At 39.3% G+C, this 18,054-nt stretch carries 18 protein-coding genes; 6 read left to right on the top strand and 12 right to left on the bottom strand.

Translation table 11 applies throughout. The features are described from left to right. Positions 1-125 precede the first annotated feature (125 nt). The 3 genes from EDC44_RS10075 to EDC44_RS10065 form a co-directional block, all read right to left on the bottom strand. Positions 126-548: a universal stress protein gene (locus EDC44_RS10075; protein WP_131978290.1), complete on the bottom strand. Its 423-nt coding sequence runs from the start codon at positions 546-548 to the stop codon at positions 126-128. 9 nt (positions 549-557) lie between these two features. Continuing rightward, positions 558-3,167, bottom strand: a complete 2,610-nt coding sequence (locus tag EDC44_RS10070) for a TRAP transporter permease (RefSeq protein WP_131978287.1) — start codon at positions 3,165-3,167, stop codon at positions 558-560. 74 nt (positions 3,168-3,241) lie between these two features. Continuing rightward, positions 3,242-4,204 carry a TAXI family TRAP transporter solute-binding subunit gene (locus EDC44_RS10065; RefSeq protein ID WP_131978284.1) on the bottom strand — a complete coding sequence of 321 codons (963 nt, stop codon included), beginning with the start codon at positions 4,202-4,204 and terminating at the stop codon, positions 3,242-3,244. A 250-nt stretch (positions 4,205-4,454) separates the two neighbouring features. Here EDC44_RS10065 and queF point away from each other — a divergent pair, with 250 nt between their 5' ends. Continuing rightward, on the top strand, positions 4,455-5,294 hold the full coding sequence (gene queF / locus EDC44_RS10060) for an NADPH-dependent 7-cyano-7-deazaguanine reductase QueF (protein ID WP_131978281.1): 840 nt from the start codon (positions 4,455-4,457) through the stop codon (positions 5,292-5,294). Between the two features lie 40 nt (positions 5,295-5,334). Next, positions 5,335-6,696, top strand: coding sequence for a nucleotide 5'-monophosphate nucleosidase PpnN (ppnN, locus tag EDC44_RS10055; protein ID WP_131978278.1), 1,362 nt, complete (start codon positions 5,335-5,337; stop codon positions 6,694-6,696). 46 nt (positions 6,697-6,742) lie between these two features. Here ppnN and bioD read toward each other — a convergent pair whose 3' ends face one another. Together bioD and EDC44_RS10045 are read right to left on the bottom strand one after the other, a co-directional pair. After that, on the bottom strand, positions 6,743-7,483 hold the full coding sequence (bioD, locus tag EDC44_RS10050; protein ID WP_131978275.1) for a dethiobiotin synthase: 741 nt from the start codon (positions 7,481-7,483) through the stop codon (positions 6,743-6,745). Between the two features lie 83 nt (positions 7,484-7,566). Beyond that, positions 7,567-8,787, bottom strand: a complete 1,221-nt coding sequence (locus EDC44_RS10045; protein WP_131978272.1) for an ROK family protein — start codon at positions 8,785-8,787, stop codon at positions 7,567-7,569. Positions 8,788-8,969: 182 nt separating this feature from the next. Between EDC44_RS10045 and asnS the strand changes: the two genes are divergently transcribed. Next, positions 8,970-10,373 (top strand): asparagine--tRNA ligase, encoded by a 1,404-nt coding sequence (asnS, locus tag EDC44_RS10040; RefSeq protein WP_131978269.1) that lies wholly within the window; start codon positions 8,970-8,972, stop codon positions 10,371-10,373. A gap of 58 nt (positions 10,374-10,431) precedes the next feature. Here asnS and EDC44_RS10035 read toward each other — a convergent pair whose 3' ends face one another. Continuing rightward, positions 10,432-10,605 (bottom strand): anti-sigma factor family protein, encoded by a 174-nt coding sequence (locus tag EDC44_RS10035; protein WP_131978266.1) that lies wholly within the window; start codon positions 10,603-10,605, stop codon positions 10,432-10,434. Positions 10,606-10,617: 12 nt separating this feature from the next. Further along, complete coding sequence (locus tag EDC44_RS10030) at positions 10,618-11,190, bottom strand: sigma-70 family RNA polymerase sigma factor (protein WP_131978263.1); 573 nt, start codon at positions 11,188-11,190, stop codon at positions 10,618-10,620. 140 nt (positions 11,191-11,330) lie between these two features. Here EDC44_RS10030 and EDC44_RS10025 point away from each other — a divergent pair, with 140 nt between their 5' ends. The 3 genes from EDC44_RS10025 to EDC44_RS10015 are packed head-to-tail and all read left to right on the top strand — an operon-like array spanning position 11,331 to position 13,184. Continuing rightward, on the top strand, positions 11,331-11,594 hold the full coding sequence (locus tag EDC44_RS10025) for a hypothetical protein (RefSeq protein ID WP_131978260.1): 264 nt from the start codon (positions 11,331-11,333) through the stop codon (positions 11,592-11,594). Between the two features lie 38 nt (positions 11,595-11,632). Continuing rightward, positions 11,633-12,601: a protein-methionine-sulfoxide reductase catalytic subunit MsrP gene (gene msrP, locus EDC44_RS10020; protein WP_131978258.1), complete on the top strand. Its 969-nt coding sequence runs from the start codon at positions 11,633-11,635 to the stop codon at positions 12,599-12,601. Between the two features lie 7 nt (positions 12,602-12,608). Continuing rightward, positions 12,609-13,184, top strand: a complete 576-nt coding sequence (locus EDC44_RS10015) for a ferric reductase-like transmembrane domain-containing protein (RefSeq protein ID WP_131978256.1) — start codon at positions 12,609-12,611, stop codon at positions 13,182-13,184. Positions 13,185-13,257: 73 nt separating this feature from the next. Here the strand turns inward: EDC44_RS10015 and cysB are convergent, their stop codons facing one another. The 5 genes from cysB to pyrD form a co-directional block, all read right to left on the bottom strand. Continuing rightward, entirely contained in the window at positions 13,258-14,241 is a 984-nt protein-coding gene (gene cysB / locus EDC44_RS10010; RefSeq protein ID WP_131978254.1) for an HTH-type transcriptional regulator CysB, read from the bottom strand. 70 nt (positions 14,242-14,311) lie between these two features. Beyond that, entirely contained in the window at positions 14,312-15,223 is a 912-nt protein-coding gene (gene rluB, locus EDC44_RS10005; RefSeq protein ID WP_424276110.1) for a 23S rRNA pseudouridine(2605) synthase RluB, read from the bottom strand. 196 nt (positions 15,224-15,419) lie between these two features. Next, entirely contained in the window at positions 15,420-16,043 is a 624-nt protein-coding gene (locus EDC44_RS10000) for an L-threonylcarbamoyladenylate synthase (RefSeq protein ID WP_131978249.1), read from the bottom strand. Positions 16,044-16,200: 157 nt separating this feature from the next. Beyond that, complete coding sequence (gene rnm, locus EDC44_RS09995) at positions 16,201-17,019, bottom strand: RNase RNM (protein ID WP_131978246.1); 819 nt, start codon at positions 17,017-17,019, stop codon at positions 16,201-16,203. A gap of 12 nt (positions 17,020-17,031) precedes the next feature. After that, positions 17,032-18,051, bottom strand: coding sequence for a quinone-dependent dihydroorotate dehydrogenase (gene pyrD / locus EDC44_RS09990; protein ID WP_131978243.1), 1,020 nt, complete (start codon positions 18,049-18,051; stop codon positions 17,032-17,034). Positions 18,052-18,054: the final 3 nt, after the last annotated feature.

Raw genomic sequence — 18,054 nt, 5'->3', positions numbered from 1 at the left:
AATATCAAGAGAAAGGTGAAAAAACTAAAAAATAAACCCTCTTTTATCAAATTGCTTTGAAAAGCAAAGCGGGAGTGGGTTTGTCAGTAGTCTGAGGGCGTATCTTACGCCCTTTTAGTTATCCATTATCGTAAAATCAATACCGAACGATCACTGTCTCTGGCAACTTTTAAAGTGTTGGAACTTAAACCGTCCTTACCTTCTCGAATAGCCATCATAATAATCAAATCAATGTTTTTCTCGTGAGCAATACGGTTGATTTCTTCATACACAGGACCATGTGCCACGATATGCTGTACTTTTGCTCCTTCAGGAAAATGAGTGTTAGTGAAATCATGTAATGCTTTATTTGCCTCATCCATCACATCTTGATCAAAATGGCTAGGTAAAAACGATGAAACAAAGCTACTGCCTGCCGGCGGTATTACACTCATCACACGATAAATCGCATCGGGATTATCCTTATTCAGCATTAATGCGGTACTTACTGCTTTTTTCGCATCATCCAAACGCCCTAAATCCACAGCAATTAAAATTCGATTAAACATAAACATTCCTTATACTGTTCGACGACGTTGTAACAAAGCAATCGCTAAAATTCCAAATAAAGCGGGAATAAAGAGCCATTCTTTTGCTAACGCATTTTTTATCGGTAATGCCGCACTCAGTACGGTTTGATCCCAATTTAAACCTGCTTTAGCCGCCGCAGAATCAATTTCTACATTATCAATGATCACCTTATCATCGTTAGCAAGTAAGGTAATCCCCATTTTTTGTAACCGCTCTTCTCCCGAATTACCTTCCATGACCGGTAATTGAGCAAAAAATTCTATCGGATTACCATACGGGTTAATACCGGCAACTTTTAAGGTGAGCAAATCACCTTTGTTAGCATGCTCCATTTCTTGTATCAGTTGTGTAGGTTCAATATTTTGTTCGCTCGGGGAAATATATTGCATAAAGAAATTTGGACGGAACAAGGCAAATGCCAATACAATCAATGCCACCGTTTCCCATAAACGGTTTTTACGGAAAAAATAGCCCATTGAAGCGGCGGTAAAGGCCAGTATACCGATAGTTGCTACTACAAAAACTAACAAGCCTTTCCATAATCCGACGTTAATTAATAATAAATCTGTATTAAAAATAAACAGAAATGGCAAAATAGCGGTACGCAAACTATACATAAACGCGGTCATCCCGGTTTTAATCGGATCACCGCCGGAAATTGCCGCCGCTGCAAAAGAAGCCAAACCGACCGGTGGAGTTACATCCGCCATAATACCGAAATAGAACACAAACAAATGCACGGCGATAAGCGGCACGATTAAACCGTTTTGACGACCTAATTCTACAATCACCGTTGCCATTAAAGACGACACCACTACATAGTTTGCCGTTGTCGGCAAGCCCATACCCAGAATTAAGCTGAACAAGGCAACTAAAATCAACATTATCAGCAAACTGCCCATAGAAAGTGTTTCGATAATGGATGATAATTGCACGCCAAAGCCGGTTAATGCCACGACTCCCACAATAATCCCTGCCGTTGCTGTAGCAATACCGATACCGATCATATTACGGGCTCCTGCTTCTAGCCCGTCAATTAAATCTTTCCAGCCCTGTTTAAAATCTTGCACAAAGTGCGGTTGATTTCTGAAAAATCCTAATAATGGACGTTGGGTCAATAAAATAACGATTAATGCCAATGTTCCCCAGAAGGCGGATAATCCCGGTGATAGACGTTCAACCATTAAGCACCAGATTAAAATCACAACCGGTAATAAGAAATGCAAACCCGCATTAACTGTCGGTTTGGTTGCCGGTAATGCAGCTATAGGGGCATGCGGATCATCTAATTCCAATTCCGGGAATTTAGCCACACGGCGTAATGCCAACACATAAATTACAGCAAGTAAGGCTAACACAATTAAAAATGCCGCATTGGGTACAATCACTTTTAACCAGCCTAAACCATATTCCACAGCAAAAAATACTAAACAAATAATGATAAAGGTTGACAAAGTACGTAATAAATAAATCACCCACGGTTTTGTTACTTCCATTTCATTGCGTTCTAAACCTTGCAAATTCATTTTACAGGCTTCTAAGTGAACAATGTAAATTAATGCAATATAAGAAATAAATGCCGGCAAGAAAGCATGTGTGATCAATTGACTATACGGCATATTTACATATTCAATCATCAAGAATGCCGCAGCCCCCATAACCGGAGGCATAATTTGGCCGTTCACCGATGAAGCTACTTCAACCGCACCTGCTTTTTCAGCAGAAAATCCCACGCGTTTCATCATAGGGATAGTAAATGTACCTGTTGTGACCACATTGGCAATGGACGATCCTGAAATTACACCCGTTAACGCCGAACCCACAACCGCTGCTTTTGCCGGGCCGCCACGCAAGTGGCCTAAAAACGCAAAGGCGGTTTTGATAAAATAGTTCCCTGCCCCTGCTTTATCCAACAATGCACCAAATAAAACGAATAAGAATACATATTTAGTGGAAACGCCTAACGCTACACCGAAAACACCTTCGGTAGTAATCCATTGTTGATTGATAATATGTGATAAAGTGCCTGTACGGTGGCTGATAATCCAGTCCGTCGGGAAAAATTGACCGAAATAATTATACATCAAAAAAACCGTAGCAATGACCACCAACGGTAATCCCAAGCTTCGGCGAGTCGCTTCCAATAACAAAACGATTCCTGCACAACCCACAATAATGTCCTGCGTATTCGGTGCACCGAAACGGGTAATCAGTTGATCGTAAAAGAATAAATAATAAGAAGCTAAAAACGCACCGACAATAGCAAAAATCCAATCCTGTATCGGAATGCGTCTTTTAGGCGATGTCGTTAATGCCGGATAAGATAAATAGGCCAAAAATAAGGCAAAAGCTAAATGAATGGAACGTGCTTTAGTATCATCAAATACTACATTAATATCAAGCCCGATACTACGCACGACTTCCTGCAACCAAAATGGTACGGGTGAAGCATAATATAGTTGAAATAATGACCATAAAAGTGCGGTAGCAAAAATTAATTTTTTCGGAAAACCTGTCGGTTCACGACCGCCGGAATCGCTGGAGGCGACCATATCCTGTAAATCGTCGTAATTAAATTCCGGTGTTTTTTTAGACATAACAACCTCTTTCTATTATAAAAACAAAAGGCAGGCACCGAGTAAATTTCGAGCCTGCCTAAAAACGTGATGAATTATTGCATCCAACCGCGTTCTTTATAATAACGCACCGCACCGTCGTGTAATGGTGCTGAAAGTGCATTTTTAATCATTTCGTCTTCTTTTAAGTTAGCAAATGCAGGATGTAAACGTTTGAAGCGATCAAAGTTATCAAACACGGCTTTCACGACTGCATAAACCGTATCTGCATCCACATCGGATGATGACACTAATGTTGCGTACACACCAAATGTATCAACGGCTTTATCCGTACCGGCATATAAACCGCCCGGGATCACAGCTTTTGCATAATAAGAATGATCAGCCACCAATTTATCAATTTCAGGACCTGTTACCGGCACTAAATGAGACGGGCAAGATGCCGCGGCTTCTTTTAACGCACCGTTCGGATGCCCTACGTTATAGGTGATCGCATCTAAGTTGTTATCACACATTACGGAAGCCATCTCTGCCGGTTTTAATTCGGAAGCCACTTTGAAATTTTTATCCGACCAGCCTTTTGCCGCCAAAATAACATTCATGGTAGCACGTGTACCGGAACCCGGATCACCCACGTTCACACGTTTACCTTTCAAATCATCAAAACTATTGATATTCGCATCATCACGTGCCATTAATGTGAATGGTTCCGGGTGAATAGAGAATACCGCACGTAATTTATCGTTCTTTTTACCTTCAAAAGAACTTGAACCATTATAAGCGTGATATTGCCAGTCAGATTGTGCAATACCCATTTCCATTTGGTTGCTGGCGATTGCATTTAAATTTGCAATTGAGGCTCCCGTGGACGGTGCATTACATTTCACACCGGTTTTCGCAGAATCGCGATTCACCAATTGGCAAACAGATTGTCCAACTACATAGTAAACACCAGTTTGACCGCCGGTACCGATAGTGACGATTTTATCTGCCGCCATCGCGACGCTTGAACCAAACATTAATGCTGCAACCGTGCTGATTTTTAAGAGTTTTTTCATAATGGTTCTCCATATTTATGATTTAATGTTGTGTGAATACTGCTGTTGAATATCATTTAGGACGAGAAACAAATAACAGTTTATTAACATAATAGCAAGCGCAATGTAGATAAATATACGATTTTGTGATTCAGATCACAAATTAATTTTATGGTTTTAATTGAAAAAATGGAAACTTTTAAATTTTTATTAAAAAGTTACAAAAGTGCGGTATGATCTTAGAAAATTTTTAACAATAAGAGCAAAACAAATGAATTACAATGATAACAGTTTAAAAACATTAAAACTCGGTCAAGTGACGAATTACACCGATCAATATGATGCTACGCTGCTCCAACCGGTCGCTCGTCGTTTAAATCGGGATCAATTAGGCATCACTAAACAACAGCCGTTTACGAAAGGAGCTGATATTTGGACGGCCTACGAGATTTCGTGGTTAAATCCTAAAGGTCTGCCACAAGTAGCGATTGCTGATGTGGAAATTGATTACCGCAGTGAAAATCTTATCGAATCTAAAAGTTTTAAACTTTATTTGAATAGCTTCAATCAAACTAAATTCAGCAATTTCGACGAAGTTCAACGCACAATACAGCAAGATCTGTCCGATTGTGCTAAAGGTGATGTAAAAGTGCGGTTAAATTCCTTGAAAAACTACCGCACTTCAAGAATTTCAGAATTACCCGGTGAATGTATTGATGAGCAAGATATTGAAATCGCTCATTATAATTTTAGTGCGGCATTGCTGGAAAATTGCACGACTAATGAAATGGTAGATGAAAATCTGGTCAGTCATTTGCTAAAATCCAACTGTTTAATCACCTCTCAGCCTGATTGGGGAAGCGTGCAAATTCATTATGTCGGCAACAAAATCGACCGTGAAAAACTATTGCGTTATCTTATTTCTTTTCGTCAACATAATGAATTTCACGAACAATGCGTGGAGCGAATTTTCTGCGATCTAATGCAACACGCCAAACCGCAAAAACTGACGGTTTATGCTCGTTATACCCGTCGCGGCGGATTGGATATTAATCCTTTTCGCTCTAATTTTGAAAATGTGCCGGAAAATTGTCGATTGGCACGTCAATAATAATTGGTCGGAGCCACCATTAAAATATAAGGAAAAATAAATGAGTATATATTACGTTAATCCTCGAGGAAGCATGGATCAGCTTTCTCATTTTGAAGTGGAATTATTAACCAAAGAAACAAAAAACGATCTCTATAAACTTTATCGCAACTGCTCTCTTGCCGTGCTGAATTCCGGTGCGGTAACAGATGACAGCCGGGCATTATTGAATAAATATCCGAATTTTGATATTAATTTAGTCGCCCGTGAACGCGGTGTTACTCTAGAATTACACAATCCGCCGGAAGATGCTTTTGTGGATGATCGTATTATTCGTAACATTCAATATCATCTTTTTGCCGTGTTACGGGATATTGTTTTTGTAAATGTGGTGGCAAAACGCCTGCATTTAGCGGAAACGAACCAATCATTAACCATTACTAATCAAGTGTTCTCTATTTTACGCAACGCCAAAGCATTGATTGTGGGCGAACATCCTAATTTAGTGGTGTGTTGGGGCGGTCATTCCGTGAACGATATCGAATACCAATATTGCCGCAAAGTCGGGCAGGAATTAGGACTAAGAGAATTAAATATTATCACTGGTTGCGGTCCCGGCGTAATGGAAGCCCCGATGAAGGGAGCGGCTATCGGTCATGCCAATCAGCGCTATAAAAACAGCCGCTTTATCGGTATTACGGAACCGTCTATTATCGCTTCCGAACCGCCTAACCCGATAGTCAATGAATTGGTCATCATGCCGGATATTGAAAAACGTCTCGAAGCCTTTGTTCGCATGGGACACGGTATCGTCATTTTCCCCGGCGGCCCCGGCACATTTGAAGAGTTTCTTTATATTTTGGGAATTAAAATGAATCCGGAAAATAAATTCCAGCAACTACCGTTGATTCTCACCGGTCCGAAAGAAAGTGCGGCTTATTTTGCGACTATCGATCATTTTATCGGTGAAATATTTGGTTCGGAAGTACAACAACTGTATGAAATTATTATTGATAACCCAAGTGCGGTAGCCCGTAAAATGAGCGGAGCTATGGCGAATATTAGAGAACGTCGTTACAAAGACGGCGATTCTTACAACTTTAACTGGACGTTAAAAATTGATGAACAATTCCAGCATCCGTTTAATCCGACACATGAAAATATGGCTAATTTAAATTTACATTTCGAACAACCGAAAATTAATTTAATTGCCAATTTACGTCGTGTATTCTCCGGTATCGTTGCAGGTAATATCAAGCCGGAAACGATTGATTTAATCGAGCAACTCGGTAAATTCAAATTACAAGGCGATCCGCAATTAATGGAAAAAATCGATCGGGTATTACAAGATTTTGTGACACAACACCGCATGAAATTCCCCGATGGTGATGCCTATGAACCTTGTTATGAAATTACGAAATAAAATCTGAAACGATAAAAAAAGAGCGGTCGATTTTGACCGCACTTCTCTATTTCACCAATTCGGTTTTCATATACATCAAACGTTCCGAATTTGTTATAAAACGGCTCAGATCTTGTTTTTCCGGATGGTGAATATAAGGAATTTCCCCAAGCAACGGCGCATCGATTTTTTGTTTTAAGGTTTCAATGATTTCCGCATAGTGGCTTAATCCCGGATTAATACGATTAGCTACCCAACCGAGCAACGGCACATTCATATTTTGAATGGACTGCACACTGAGCAACGCATGATTGATACAACCTTCTTTAATCCCTACCACTAATACCGTAGGCATTTTTCGTTGCTGCACCCAATTTGCAAAAGTATATTCTTGATTCAACGGCGTTAACCAACCGAAACAGCCTTCAACAAGCACTGCTTGATATTTTGAATTAAGCCTGTCTAAATCATGATTTAATTTGCTTAAATCGATACTGACACCGTTCGGCCGTGTCATTATAGGCACATAATTTTGAGAAAAAGTATAAGAATTGACTTCGCGATATGAAACAGTTTCATTTGTGCTATTCATTAGCACAAGTACATCAGGATGATCTTCGGAAGAATAATCATTCATGTCATCATTAGCCACTTTCTGTTCAGGATAAACAGATTCTTCTTCAGAGCAGGCAACCGGTTTATAACCCACTACCTGCACATTTGCATTTTGCATGGCTTGTATAATGGCTCGGCTCGTCACGGTTTTTCCCACATTGGTATCCGTACCGGTCACAAAAAAACTGCTCATAAATCCCCCCCTAATACTAAAATCAGGGGAATTTTAACTAAAATTTGTAAGCAAAATATTGAGCTAACACAAATTTTTATTGATTAACTCACTAAAACATGAGCAAGTAGCGAACCATCATACAAACATTGTTTAATTGCACTATTTGCAACGACCGCACTATTCCATGGATATTTACTGGTGGCGATTTCTACGTGTAATTCGTCCAACAATAAATTTTCATTGAGTTTTTTGTTGAGTCTTTCTAAGAAAATCTTTTTCGCCCCTAATAAACTGGAACTGATAACGATTTTTTCTGATGAAAACATATTGACCAAATTCATCAACACATAAGATAAACTGTCCGCCAAATGATGCAGAATTTTAACCGCACTTTCATTATTCTCATTAGCTTGCGTACATAAAAAATTGATTTTCTGCGATGTATTTTCCAACGCATTATTCGGAAATGCCAAATCAATAAGTTGATAAATAGCTTCGTGGGTGAGTTGGTGCTGAAATTCATATTTCTCGATTTCGGATAAGTGCTGATTGATTTGCTCGCTCCATGGAGTAACTTTTGGCAAATTCACACGATTAATATTCATGCGAATTTGTTTATCAGTTTGCAAAAATTGACCTTGCAATAATACGCTCAAATTAATTACGTCATCTAATTGTAAAAACAGTACGTCATTACAATTAATCGCACTGCCTAAGGTAGATTCTGCGGCAACCCAATCTTTAAAATATTCACTGACAATCACAGGAACCTTAAAATACGGCTCAAACAGTTCATTCAGATCTAAATTCAGGTAATGCGTTCCCAAACGAATCGTTTGTTTTTCCTTATCCAACTGTCCTGCAACGGCAATGGAAAATGCCAATAAATGAGAAATTTTATCTTTATTTTGCTCTGCAAACGATAATACATGATTAAGTACTATTTGTTCCAAATTCAGAAAATCCTCTTGCATCAACGTATATTGTTGATGAGCAAAAATTTCATCGGTGAGATCGCATAAAACAATATCCAACCGATCTTCCGTTAAAGTTGCACAGAGAGTCTGCCAATAAAAAGGCGAAATACACAATCCCATGGCAGGACGACCTCTCACTACAGTTGACTGTGATGTACGCTCCATAATAAATTGAGCGCCGATAAGATCACGAGTTAGCGCTGTAATACTTGCCGGCACAAAGCCTGATAATTTAGATAAATCAATCCGTGATATTAAATCAAATTGTTCAATCAAACGGTAAACACGCCCAAGGTGCTGCACTTTTACCGATGAAAGTAACGAATCCATTTTTTTTCTTGCCATAAATAGCTTTTTCCTTTGTATTTCTAAATCAAGTGTGATGTTATACTCGTTTCTTTTTATGTAAACAAGTGTTTAACTTCATTTTTGTGTGTTACGTCACAAAATTAATGAATATTTTGGTAATTTCATGAAATTAAGGTAGAATAAACAGCAATTTTTTCTAAGAAATATAGAGGTTTAAAATGTCACAAGTAGCATCTATTGTTGATGTATTAAAAGGCAAAGTTAAAATCGGTGAAACTGTCACCGTCCGCGGTTGGGTGCGAACCCGTCGCGATTCAAAAGCAGGTCTTTCTTTTTTAGCGGTGTATGACGGTTCTTGTTTTGATCCCATTCAAGCTATCATAAATAATGATATTACAAATTACGACAATGAAGTTTTACATTTAACCACAGGTTGTTCCGTTGTTGTTACCGGTCAAGTGGTTGAATCACCGGCTGAAGGTCAGGCGGTAGAATTACAAACTACAACCGTTGAAGTCACCGGTTGGGTAGAAGATCCTGAAACTTATCCGATGGCGGCAAAACGCCATAGTATCGAATATCTGCGCGAAGTGGCACATTTACGCCCACGTACCAATATTATCGGTGCGGTAGCTCGCGTACGTCATTGTTTGGCACAAGCCATTCACCGTTTTTTCCACGAGCAAGGTTTCTATTGGGTTGCTACTCCGATCATCACTGCATCCGATACTGAAGGTGCGGGCGAAATGTTCCGCGTTTCCACTTTAGATTTAGAAAACTTACCGCGTGATGACAAAAGTGCGGTGGATTTTTCTCAAGATTTCTTTGGTAAAGAATCTTTCTTAACCGTATCCGGTCAGCTAAACGCTGAAACCTATGCTTGTGCATTAAGCAAAGTTTATACTTTCGGCCCGACTTTCCGTGCAGAAAATTCTAATACAACTCGCCACTTAGCCGAATTCTGGATGATGGAACCGGAAATCGCTTTTGCCGACTTAGAAGAGAACGCTAAAGTTGCGGAAGATATGTTGAAATATGTTTTCAAAGCAGTGTTGGCAGAACGTCGTGATGATTTAGAATTTTTCGCTAAACACGTAGATAAAGATGTGATTACCCGTTTGGAACAATTTATCAGCTCCGATTTTGCCCAAATCGATTATACCGATGCTATTGAAATTTTACTGCAATCCGGCAAAAAATTTGAATTTCCGGTATCTTGGGGAATTGACTTATCTTCCGAACACGAACGTTATTTGGCGGAAGAACATTTCAAATCACCGGTTGTTGTGAAAAACTATCCGAAAGATATTAAAGCTTTCTATATGCGTTTAAATGAAGACGGTAAAACGGTAGCGGCAATGGACGTATTGGCACCGGGAATCGGTGAAATTATCGGAGGTTCGCAACGTGAAGAACGTTTGGATATGCTTGATAAACGCATGGCTGAAATGGGCTTAAACCCGGAAGATTACTGGTGGTATCGCGATTTACGAAAATACGGCACAGTACCTCATTCCGGTTTTGGTTTAGGTTTTGAACGTTTAATCGTATATGTGACCGGGGTGCAAAATATTCGTGATGTGATTCCATTCCCACGTACGCCGCGTAATGCGAGCTTCTAATTAAAAATCAATGCCTTGATAGTTTTTATCAAGGCATTTTTATGGTTACGCCGACTTATCAATCGGGATTTGCAAAAGATTTCATCATTCTACTCATTTTTTCGCAATTGTTCTTAAAACCTCGACAGTAAGAGCAAATTAATAAATGTGCCGTTAACTTTGTTTTTTCAGATAAAGAAAGCTGACGTTCTTTCGCATCGGAAATCGTTTTAGTTGCTTCAATACATTTCATTTTATCACCTCTCTACATTAACTTTTTGGCTAAGCAATGTTGTAATTGTAATCTTGCCCGATATAACAAAACATGTAAGTTTGATGAACTGATTTCCACTTGTTCGCAGATCTCATTCGTTGAGCATTCAAAGTATTCCCGCATCATAAATACTCTACTTTGCAATGCCGGTAAACGAGTTAAACAAGTTTCAAATAATAACCAAAATTCTTCAGAATAAACCGCACTTTCCGATTCCTGCCGACAGTCCGTGTAGTATTCTTCCTTCCAATGCCCTTGTTCGTCAAAAAAATGATTACCTGAATCCGTCTGTTCATCAACGATTTCGCTTTCCAAAACAAAACGGCCTTTTTGACGAAAATAATCAATAATTTTATTTTTTAAGATGGCAAAAATCCATGTTTTTAACGCGGCTTGTCGTTGAAAGCTGCCAATATTTTTTAAAGCATAAAAAAATGCCTCTTGAACAATATCCTCTGCCAATGGATTATCTTGTAACTGGAGATAAGCAAATTTCAGCATTTGCTCTCTGATTTCAGCAATTTGTTCCGGTGAAATAAATTGTTTTGATCCTTTTTCAATCATTCATTAATATCCTTTTAAAATTTTTTAAAAAATTTTGTAAGTATTTGTCTTGTGCAACGACTAATACAATGAAAAACACTTCTTCACCGTTTTTCACTAAAAATTTAATCATTACAAAATTTTTATTAAAGGAGAAAAATATGAAAAAATTTCTTAGAGCACTTTCCATTCTTTCAATTATTTCTATGTTTTCAAGTGTCAGCTATGCCCATGAAATGAAGTCTGGCTGTCAAAAGAATGATCAAGATTGTATGCAAAAAATGCAGAAAATGGAATCAGATTCTATGTCTGACATGAAATCCGATATGAATAACATGAATAAAATGAAAAAAACGGAAACAGAGGGGATGAAAAATACCCAAGAAATGATGTCAAAAGACAGCATGAAGAAAGAAAAAATGTAATTTGACCGAAATTAGTGCAACAGTAAAAGGAGATTAAAATGCTAAAATTTACCCCCCGGGATATTACACCTGAAGAAATTTTCCATCAAAGAAGAAAATTCATTAAGTCCATGGGAATTATTGGCACAACTGTTGCACTCCCTCAACTGGCAAATGCCGAAGAATTACTAAAAGGAACGGATAATCGCAGTGCATTGAATTTTGCCCGCGATACGCAAAATACGGCACTGAGCTTAACGCCGGAAAATAAAGTCATTGGATATAATAATTATTATGAATTCGGCTTAGATAAAGAATCACCGGCTAAATTTGCCTCAACGTTAAAAACGGATCCTTGGTCAATAGAAATTAGCGGAGAAGTAGAAAATCCGCTTACACTTAACCTGCATCAATTATTGACCGAATTTCCCCTCGAAGAACGTATTTATCGTTTTCGCTGCGTAGAAGCTTGGTCTATGGTTATTCCTTGGATCGGTTTTGAATTAAATAAACTGCTTGCGTTAGTGAAACCTACTGATAAAGCCCGTTTTGTCGCATTTGAAACGATTTACGATCCGGAAAATATTCCGGGTCATAAAAATCCTTTATTTGGCGGTAATTTGAAATACCCTTACACAGAAGGCCTTACGCTGGCAGAAGCCATGCACCCGCTGACAATTATGTCGGTTGGTTTATACGGTAAGACCTTAACACCACAAAACGGTGCGCCAATCCGTTTGGTTGTGCCTTGGAAATATGGATTTAAAAGCATTAAATCTATTGTAAAAATACGGCTTACCGAAACACAACCGCAAACCACTTGGAATTTACTGGCGCCGCAAGAATACGGTTTTTATGCCAATGTAAATCCTGATGTTGATCATCCTCGTTGGTCGCAAAAAACAGAACGCGTCATTGGTTCCGGCGGGTTATTTAATGTAAAACGACAGCCTACTCTGCCTTTTAACGGTTATGAAAAAGAAGTCGCTTATTTATATAACAATTTAAATTTAAAAGAAAACTTCTAATACTGATATGATAAGAATCTTAGTTCATTTAGGCTGTATAACGCCTTTATGTTGGTTAGCCGCGGTTTTATTCTACGATACGGAAAGTTTAGGGGCGGATCCGATTAAAGAATTACAGCATTTTTTAGGATTTACCGCATTAACTATTTTAATCGCGCTATTTTTATGGCGGATAATAGCAAAAATGTTTAAATTTAATCGCCTGTTAACATTGCACAGAGCATTGGGGCTTTGGACATTATTTTATACTCTGTTGCATATTCTCAGTTATCTGATTTTAGAATTAAATTTAGATATAACCCTATTTTTTAGTGAATTAAGCGAAAGAGTTTATTTGCTAATCGGATTATTCAGCTTTCTGGCATTATGCTTTATAACAATTATTGCTGTTCCGTTCATACGAAACAAAATCAACGTCAATTGGTTATCACTGCATAGAATGAGTTATTTGGCATTATTATTGGCTGTAATCCATTATCATCTTTCAACTAAAGCAATAAAACCAACGGTTATTCTTTATGCCGTTATTATCGGTTTGATATTTATTTTTGCTTATTATCAGAAAAAATATAAATTGAAATGACAATTTTTACTGCTTCAGATTACAAAAATACGGTCGTTATGACCGTATTTCCCGATGAAAATTTTGCGATTTTCTACCACACTTCCAACTCAACATTATCAAATAAACGCTGGACAGCGGTATTATCACGCATACGCTCAGCTTTTTCTACCATTGAACGGGTTAAATGCGATGAAAAGTAATTTATGAAATCATACATATAACTACGTAAAAATGCACTGTGTTTAAACGCAATTTTAGTAGAACTGGCTTGAAATAAATGCTTTGCCGGAATTGCCACTAAATCCGTATCAGCTTCCGTATGTGCCATAGAAGCAATAATTCCGACACCTAATCCTAAACGCACATAAGTTTTGATTACATCGGCATCCGTGGCGGTAAAGACAATATTCGGTAAAATCCCCGCTTTATTAAAAGCGGTATCCAAATCCGACACGCCGGTAAAGCCGAAAGTATAAGTCACCAGTGCGTACGTGCCTAATTCTTGTATAGTTAATGCTTCCGGATTATCTTTATATTTCACTAGCGGATGATCTTGTTTTACAATCACGGAACGATTCCACATATAACAAGGCAGCAACACCACATCATCAAATAAATATTGTGCTTCAGTCGTAATCGCTAAATCCACTTCATTCGACAACAATGCATCATAAATCTGATTCGGTGAACCTTGATGCACATGCAAACTGACATTGGGATAATGTGCCGAGAACTTCTTAATAACTTTCGGCAGCATATAACGAGCCTGCGTATTGGTAGTAGCAATGCGGAATACACCATGACTCGGGCTAGTATGTTCATTTGCAATCGCCTTAATACTTAGGGTTTTTACTAATAATTCGCGAGCTACCGCAACAATTTTTTGTCCGGCCGGTGTGACACTTTTAATATGTTTACCGTTACGTTCAAAAATTTCCAAACCTAACTCATCTTCCAATTGACGAACTTGTTTACTGATCCCCGGTTGTGATGTAAATAAGGCATTAGCGGCTTCTGTTATATTTAGATTTTGATTAACAATTTCAACGATATAGCGTAGTTGCTGAATTTTCATAAATTTTCCTGATAATGACCGCACTTTAAACTGTTAAACCACAAAAGTGCGGTAGTTTTTCGACAAGTTTTTACGATTTTTTATAACGTTTATTTATTTCCGAATAACGTTTCACTGCACGACGAATTTGTCCTGTTTTGGAACGACGACGAATTTGGGTAACATTCAATTTGGTTTCAGTTTCCGGTTCCAAACCAACCAATTCACGCAAATAGTTTACAGCAGTCAAATCCATTTCTTCCCAACCGCCGCGTGGCAAAGATTTTTCCAATTTGATATTGCCATAACGAATACGGATCAAACGGCTTACTTGCACGCCTTGCGATTCCCATAAACGACGTACTTCGCGGTTACGGCCTTCCATTAACGTGACATCATACCATTGGTTAATGCCCACACCGCCGGCGGCTTTAATGGATTTAAAATTTGCCGGGCCGTCTTCCAACTGCACGCCTTTTTTCAAACGATGCAACATAGCCTCATCTACCTGGCCGAATACTCGCACGGAATATTCACGCTCAACTTCACGACTTGGATGCATTAAGCGGTTGGCTAATTCACCGTCGGTAGTAAATAACAATAAGCCCGATGTGTTAATATCCAAACGACCTACGGCAATCCAACGGGAACCCGTTAAACGCGGTAAACGATCAAATACCGTTGCCCGACCTTCCGGATCGTGGCGGGTACACAATTCCCCTTCCGGTTTGTAATACATCAGCACGCGGCAAACTTCTTTTTTAGCTTGCAATAAATTGACGATATGGCCGTCAATACGCACTTTGACATCTTTATTCACATCAATACGATCGCCCAATGTGGCTATTTTGCCGTCCACGCTCACGCGGTTTGCCTCAATCATCGCTTCGATTTCGCGACGCGAACCTTGACCTACTCGAGCCAGTACTTTTTGTAATTTTTCACCTTCCGCTTTTACAGTGGTTGTGTTTTGTGGTTTGCCTTCCGAGCGTGTCTTTCTCATCGGTAATGGTTTTCTTTCCATTGGCTTTCTATCAGATGTTTTGTTATCTGATGATCGGTTATCAGATTTTCTGTCCGCTGTTTTTTTGTCTGAAAATTTTCTTTCCGTCAGATTTTTATTTGCAGAAAGTGCGGTAAATTTTGCATTAGATTTCATAATATCCCTTTTGTCGCTTTCCCAAGCGTCTGATTTAAATTTAAATGAATGGTTCCGTTGAACCGCTGCCTTTGCGGATAATCACCGGTGTATCATCGGTTAAATCCACCACTGTTGTAGGATCTTGACCAAGATAACCGCCGTGAATAATCAAATCCACTTGATGTTCCAAACGATCACGAATTTCTTCCGGATCCGATTGGATAATATGTTCTTCATTCGGCAACATTAACGAACAGGATAAAATCGGTTCGCCCAAGGCTGCTAATAAATCCAAGGCAATTTTATTATCCGGCACACGAATACCAATAGTTTTGCGTTTGGATGTCATCAAGCGACGCGGCAGTTCTTTGGTGGCGGTGAGAATAAAGGTATAACGCCCCGGCGTATTATTTCTGATTAAGCGATAAGCCACATTGCTTACCACGGAATAATTGGAAAGCTCCGATAAATCACGGCATACCAAAGTAAAATTATGCCCTGCCGGCAAATGACGGATTTGCACAATACGCTCCATAGCGTGTTTATTACCAATCATACATCCCAAGGCATAACCTGAATCCGTCGGATATACAATTACCCCACCATCTTTAAGAATTTCAACCGCTTGGTTAATCAACCGTACCTGCGGATTTTCCGGGTGCACATAAAATAACTGACTCATAATCGCTTTTAAACCCCATTCACAAAACTGGTCCGATTATACACCCATATAATAAAAATGATATTAATAAAATGATATAACGTTTTATTATTGCTTATGCTTTTTTATGCTAAGAAAAGTATAAAAAAATAATGGACACTAAAAAACGTCCATTTTTCTAATCCAAAACAAACCTCACACCTTCCGGCAATTGCAGCGATTTCCCTAATTCCACCCAACCGCACGGGAAATGGAAATCAGATCCCACAGAACCTTTGAGTTCAAATTCATTGGCCCAACGGGCTAAAAGTTGACGTTGATCCGGCGATTGACCGCAACCGGCGACTTCTAAACCATCGCCTTGCCAGCATTTAAAATCTGCAATTAAACGACGGATCCATTTTGCCGTTAACGTATAACGCAACGGATGAGCCAGCACAGCAATGCCGCCGGCAGCGTGAATGGTTTGAATCGCAGTGGGAATATCGCACCACTGGGATTTCACATAACAGGGTTTGCCTTGCGATAAATAGCGTTTAAAAGCCTGCTGTTCACTGCTAACTTTGCCAATTTGCACTAAATAACGGGCATAATGGGCACGGGTGACTTCCCCGTTCGCCAGGCTTTTTGCTCCTTCGTAAGCATTTGGCACGTTGGCTTTTTCTAATTTTCGACCGATTTCTACCGCTCTTTGCTGGCGTAATTCTGCTTGATTGGCTAAAAGTGCCCTCATTTCCGGTGAATTTTCATCAAAACTCAACCCGACAATATGAATACCGCGGTTTTCCCATTGAGTTGAAATTTCTACACCACTGATTAGCTGCATATTTAACCGTTCTGCTTCCGCACGAGCTTCTGTAATACCGCTGATGGTGTCGTGATCCGTTAATGCCAGTACATTAACCCCCTGTTCATTGGCACGTTGTACTACTTCTGTCGGTGATAAAACACCGTCCGAAGCCGTACTGTGGCAATGCAAATCAAAACTTTTTGCCATTATAATTTCTGCTTATTTAATGAATTGCACCAGTTGTTTCACCAAATTCGGGCCGTGATAAATCAATCCGGAATATAATTGCAATAATTCTGCTCCCGCTGCAATTTTTTCCTGTGCATTTTGTACCGAATCAATACCGCCGCTGCCGACAATCGGAATTTCGCCTTTTAATTCTTGATGTAAACGACGGATAATTTCCGTACTTTTATGCTGTAACGGCTTACCGCTTAATCCGCCGATTTCATCGGTATTTTTCAATCCGGTGACATTGTCACGAGAAATCGTGGTATTCGTCGCAATTACACCGTCCATTTGATGCTGCTTTAAAGTATCGGCAATTTGCACTAATTCGCTTTCAGTTAAATCCGGGGCGATTTTCACCGCGATAGGCACATATTTATTATAAATTTTCGCCAATTCTTTCTGACGCGTTTTCACACCCAGCAATAAATCCTCTAAGGCATCGCCATACTGCAACTGACGCAAATCCGGCGTATTCGGCGATGAAATATTCACGGTAATATAATCCGCATAGTTATAGGCTTTATTCAAACAGTAGATATAATCGTCTTTGCCTTTTTCGATTGGCGTAACCTTGTTTTTACCGATATTGATACCGATCACGCCGTCAAACTTGGTTTTTTTCACATTTTCAATCAAATAATCCACACCGTTGTTATTAAAGCCGTTGCGATTGATGATGCCTTCCGCTTCAATCAAACGAAATTGCCGCGGTTTGGCATTTCCGTCTTGTGCCAGCGGCGTCACCGTCCCGACTTCCACAAAACCGAAGCCCAATGCCCCAAATCCGTCAATGGCTTCACCGTTTTTATCCGCACCGGCCGCCAAGCCGATCGGGTTCTTAAAGGTAATGCCCATCACGGTTTTAGGCGTGCCTTTCGGTGCGTTTAATGCCATTTTTAACACAGATAAGAGCGGTGATTTTCCGCTCCATTTTAATAACTGAATAGTCAAGTCATGAGCCGTTTCCGGTTGTAGGGAAAATAGGCCTTTTTTAATAAGTGAATACATTTT

This window comes from Cricetibacter osteomyelitidis, from assembly GCF_004340985.1.
Taxonomy (GTDB): Bacteria; Pseudomonadota; Gammaproteobacteria; order Enterobacterales; family Pasteurellaceae; genus Cricetibacter; species Cricetibacter osteomyelitidis.
Note: the sequence above shows the minus strand (reverse complement) of the source record. Positions and strands in the feature narration are given on the sequence as shown.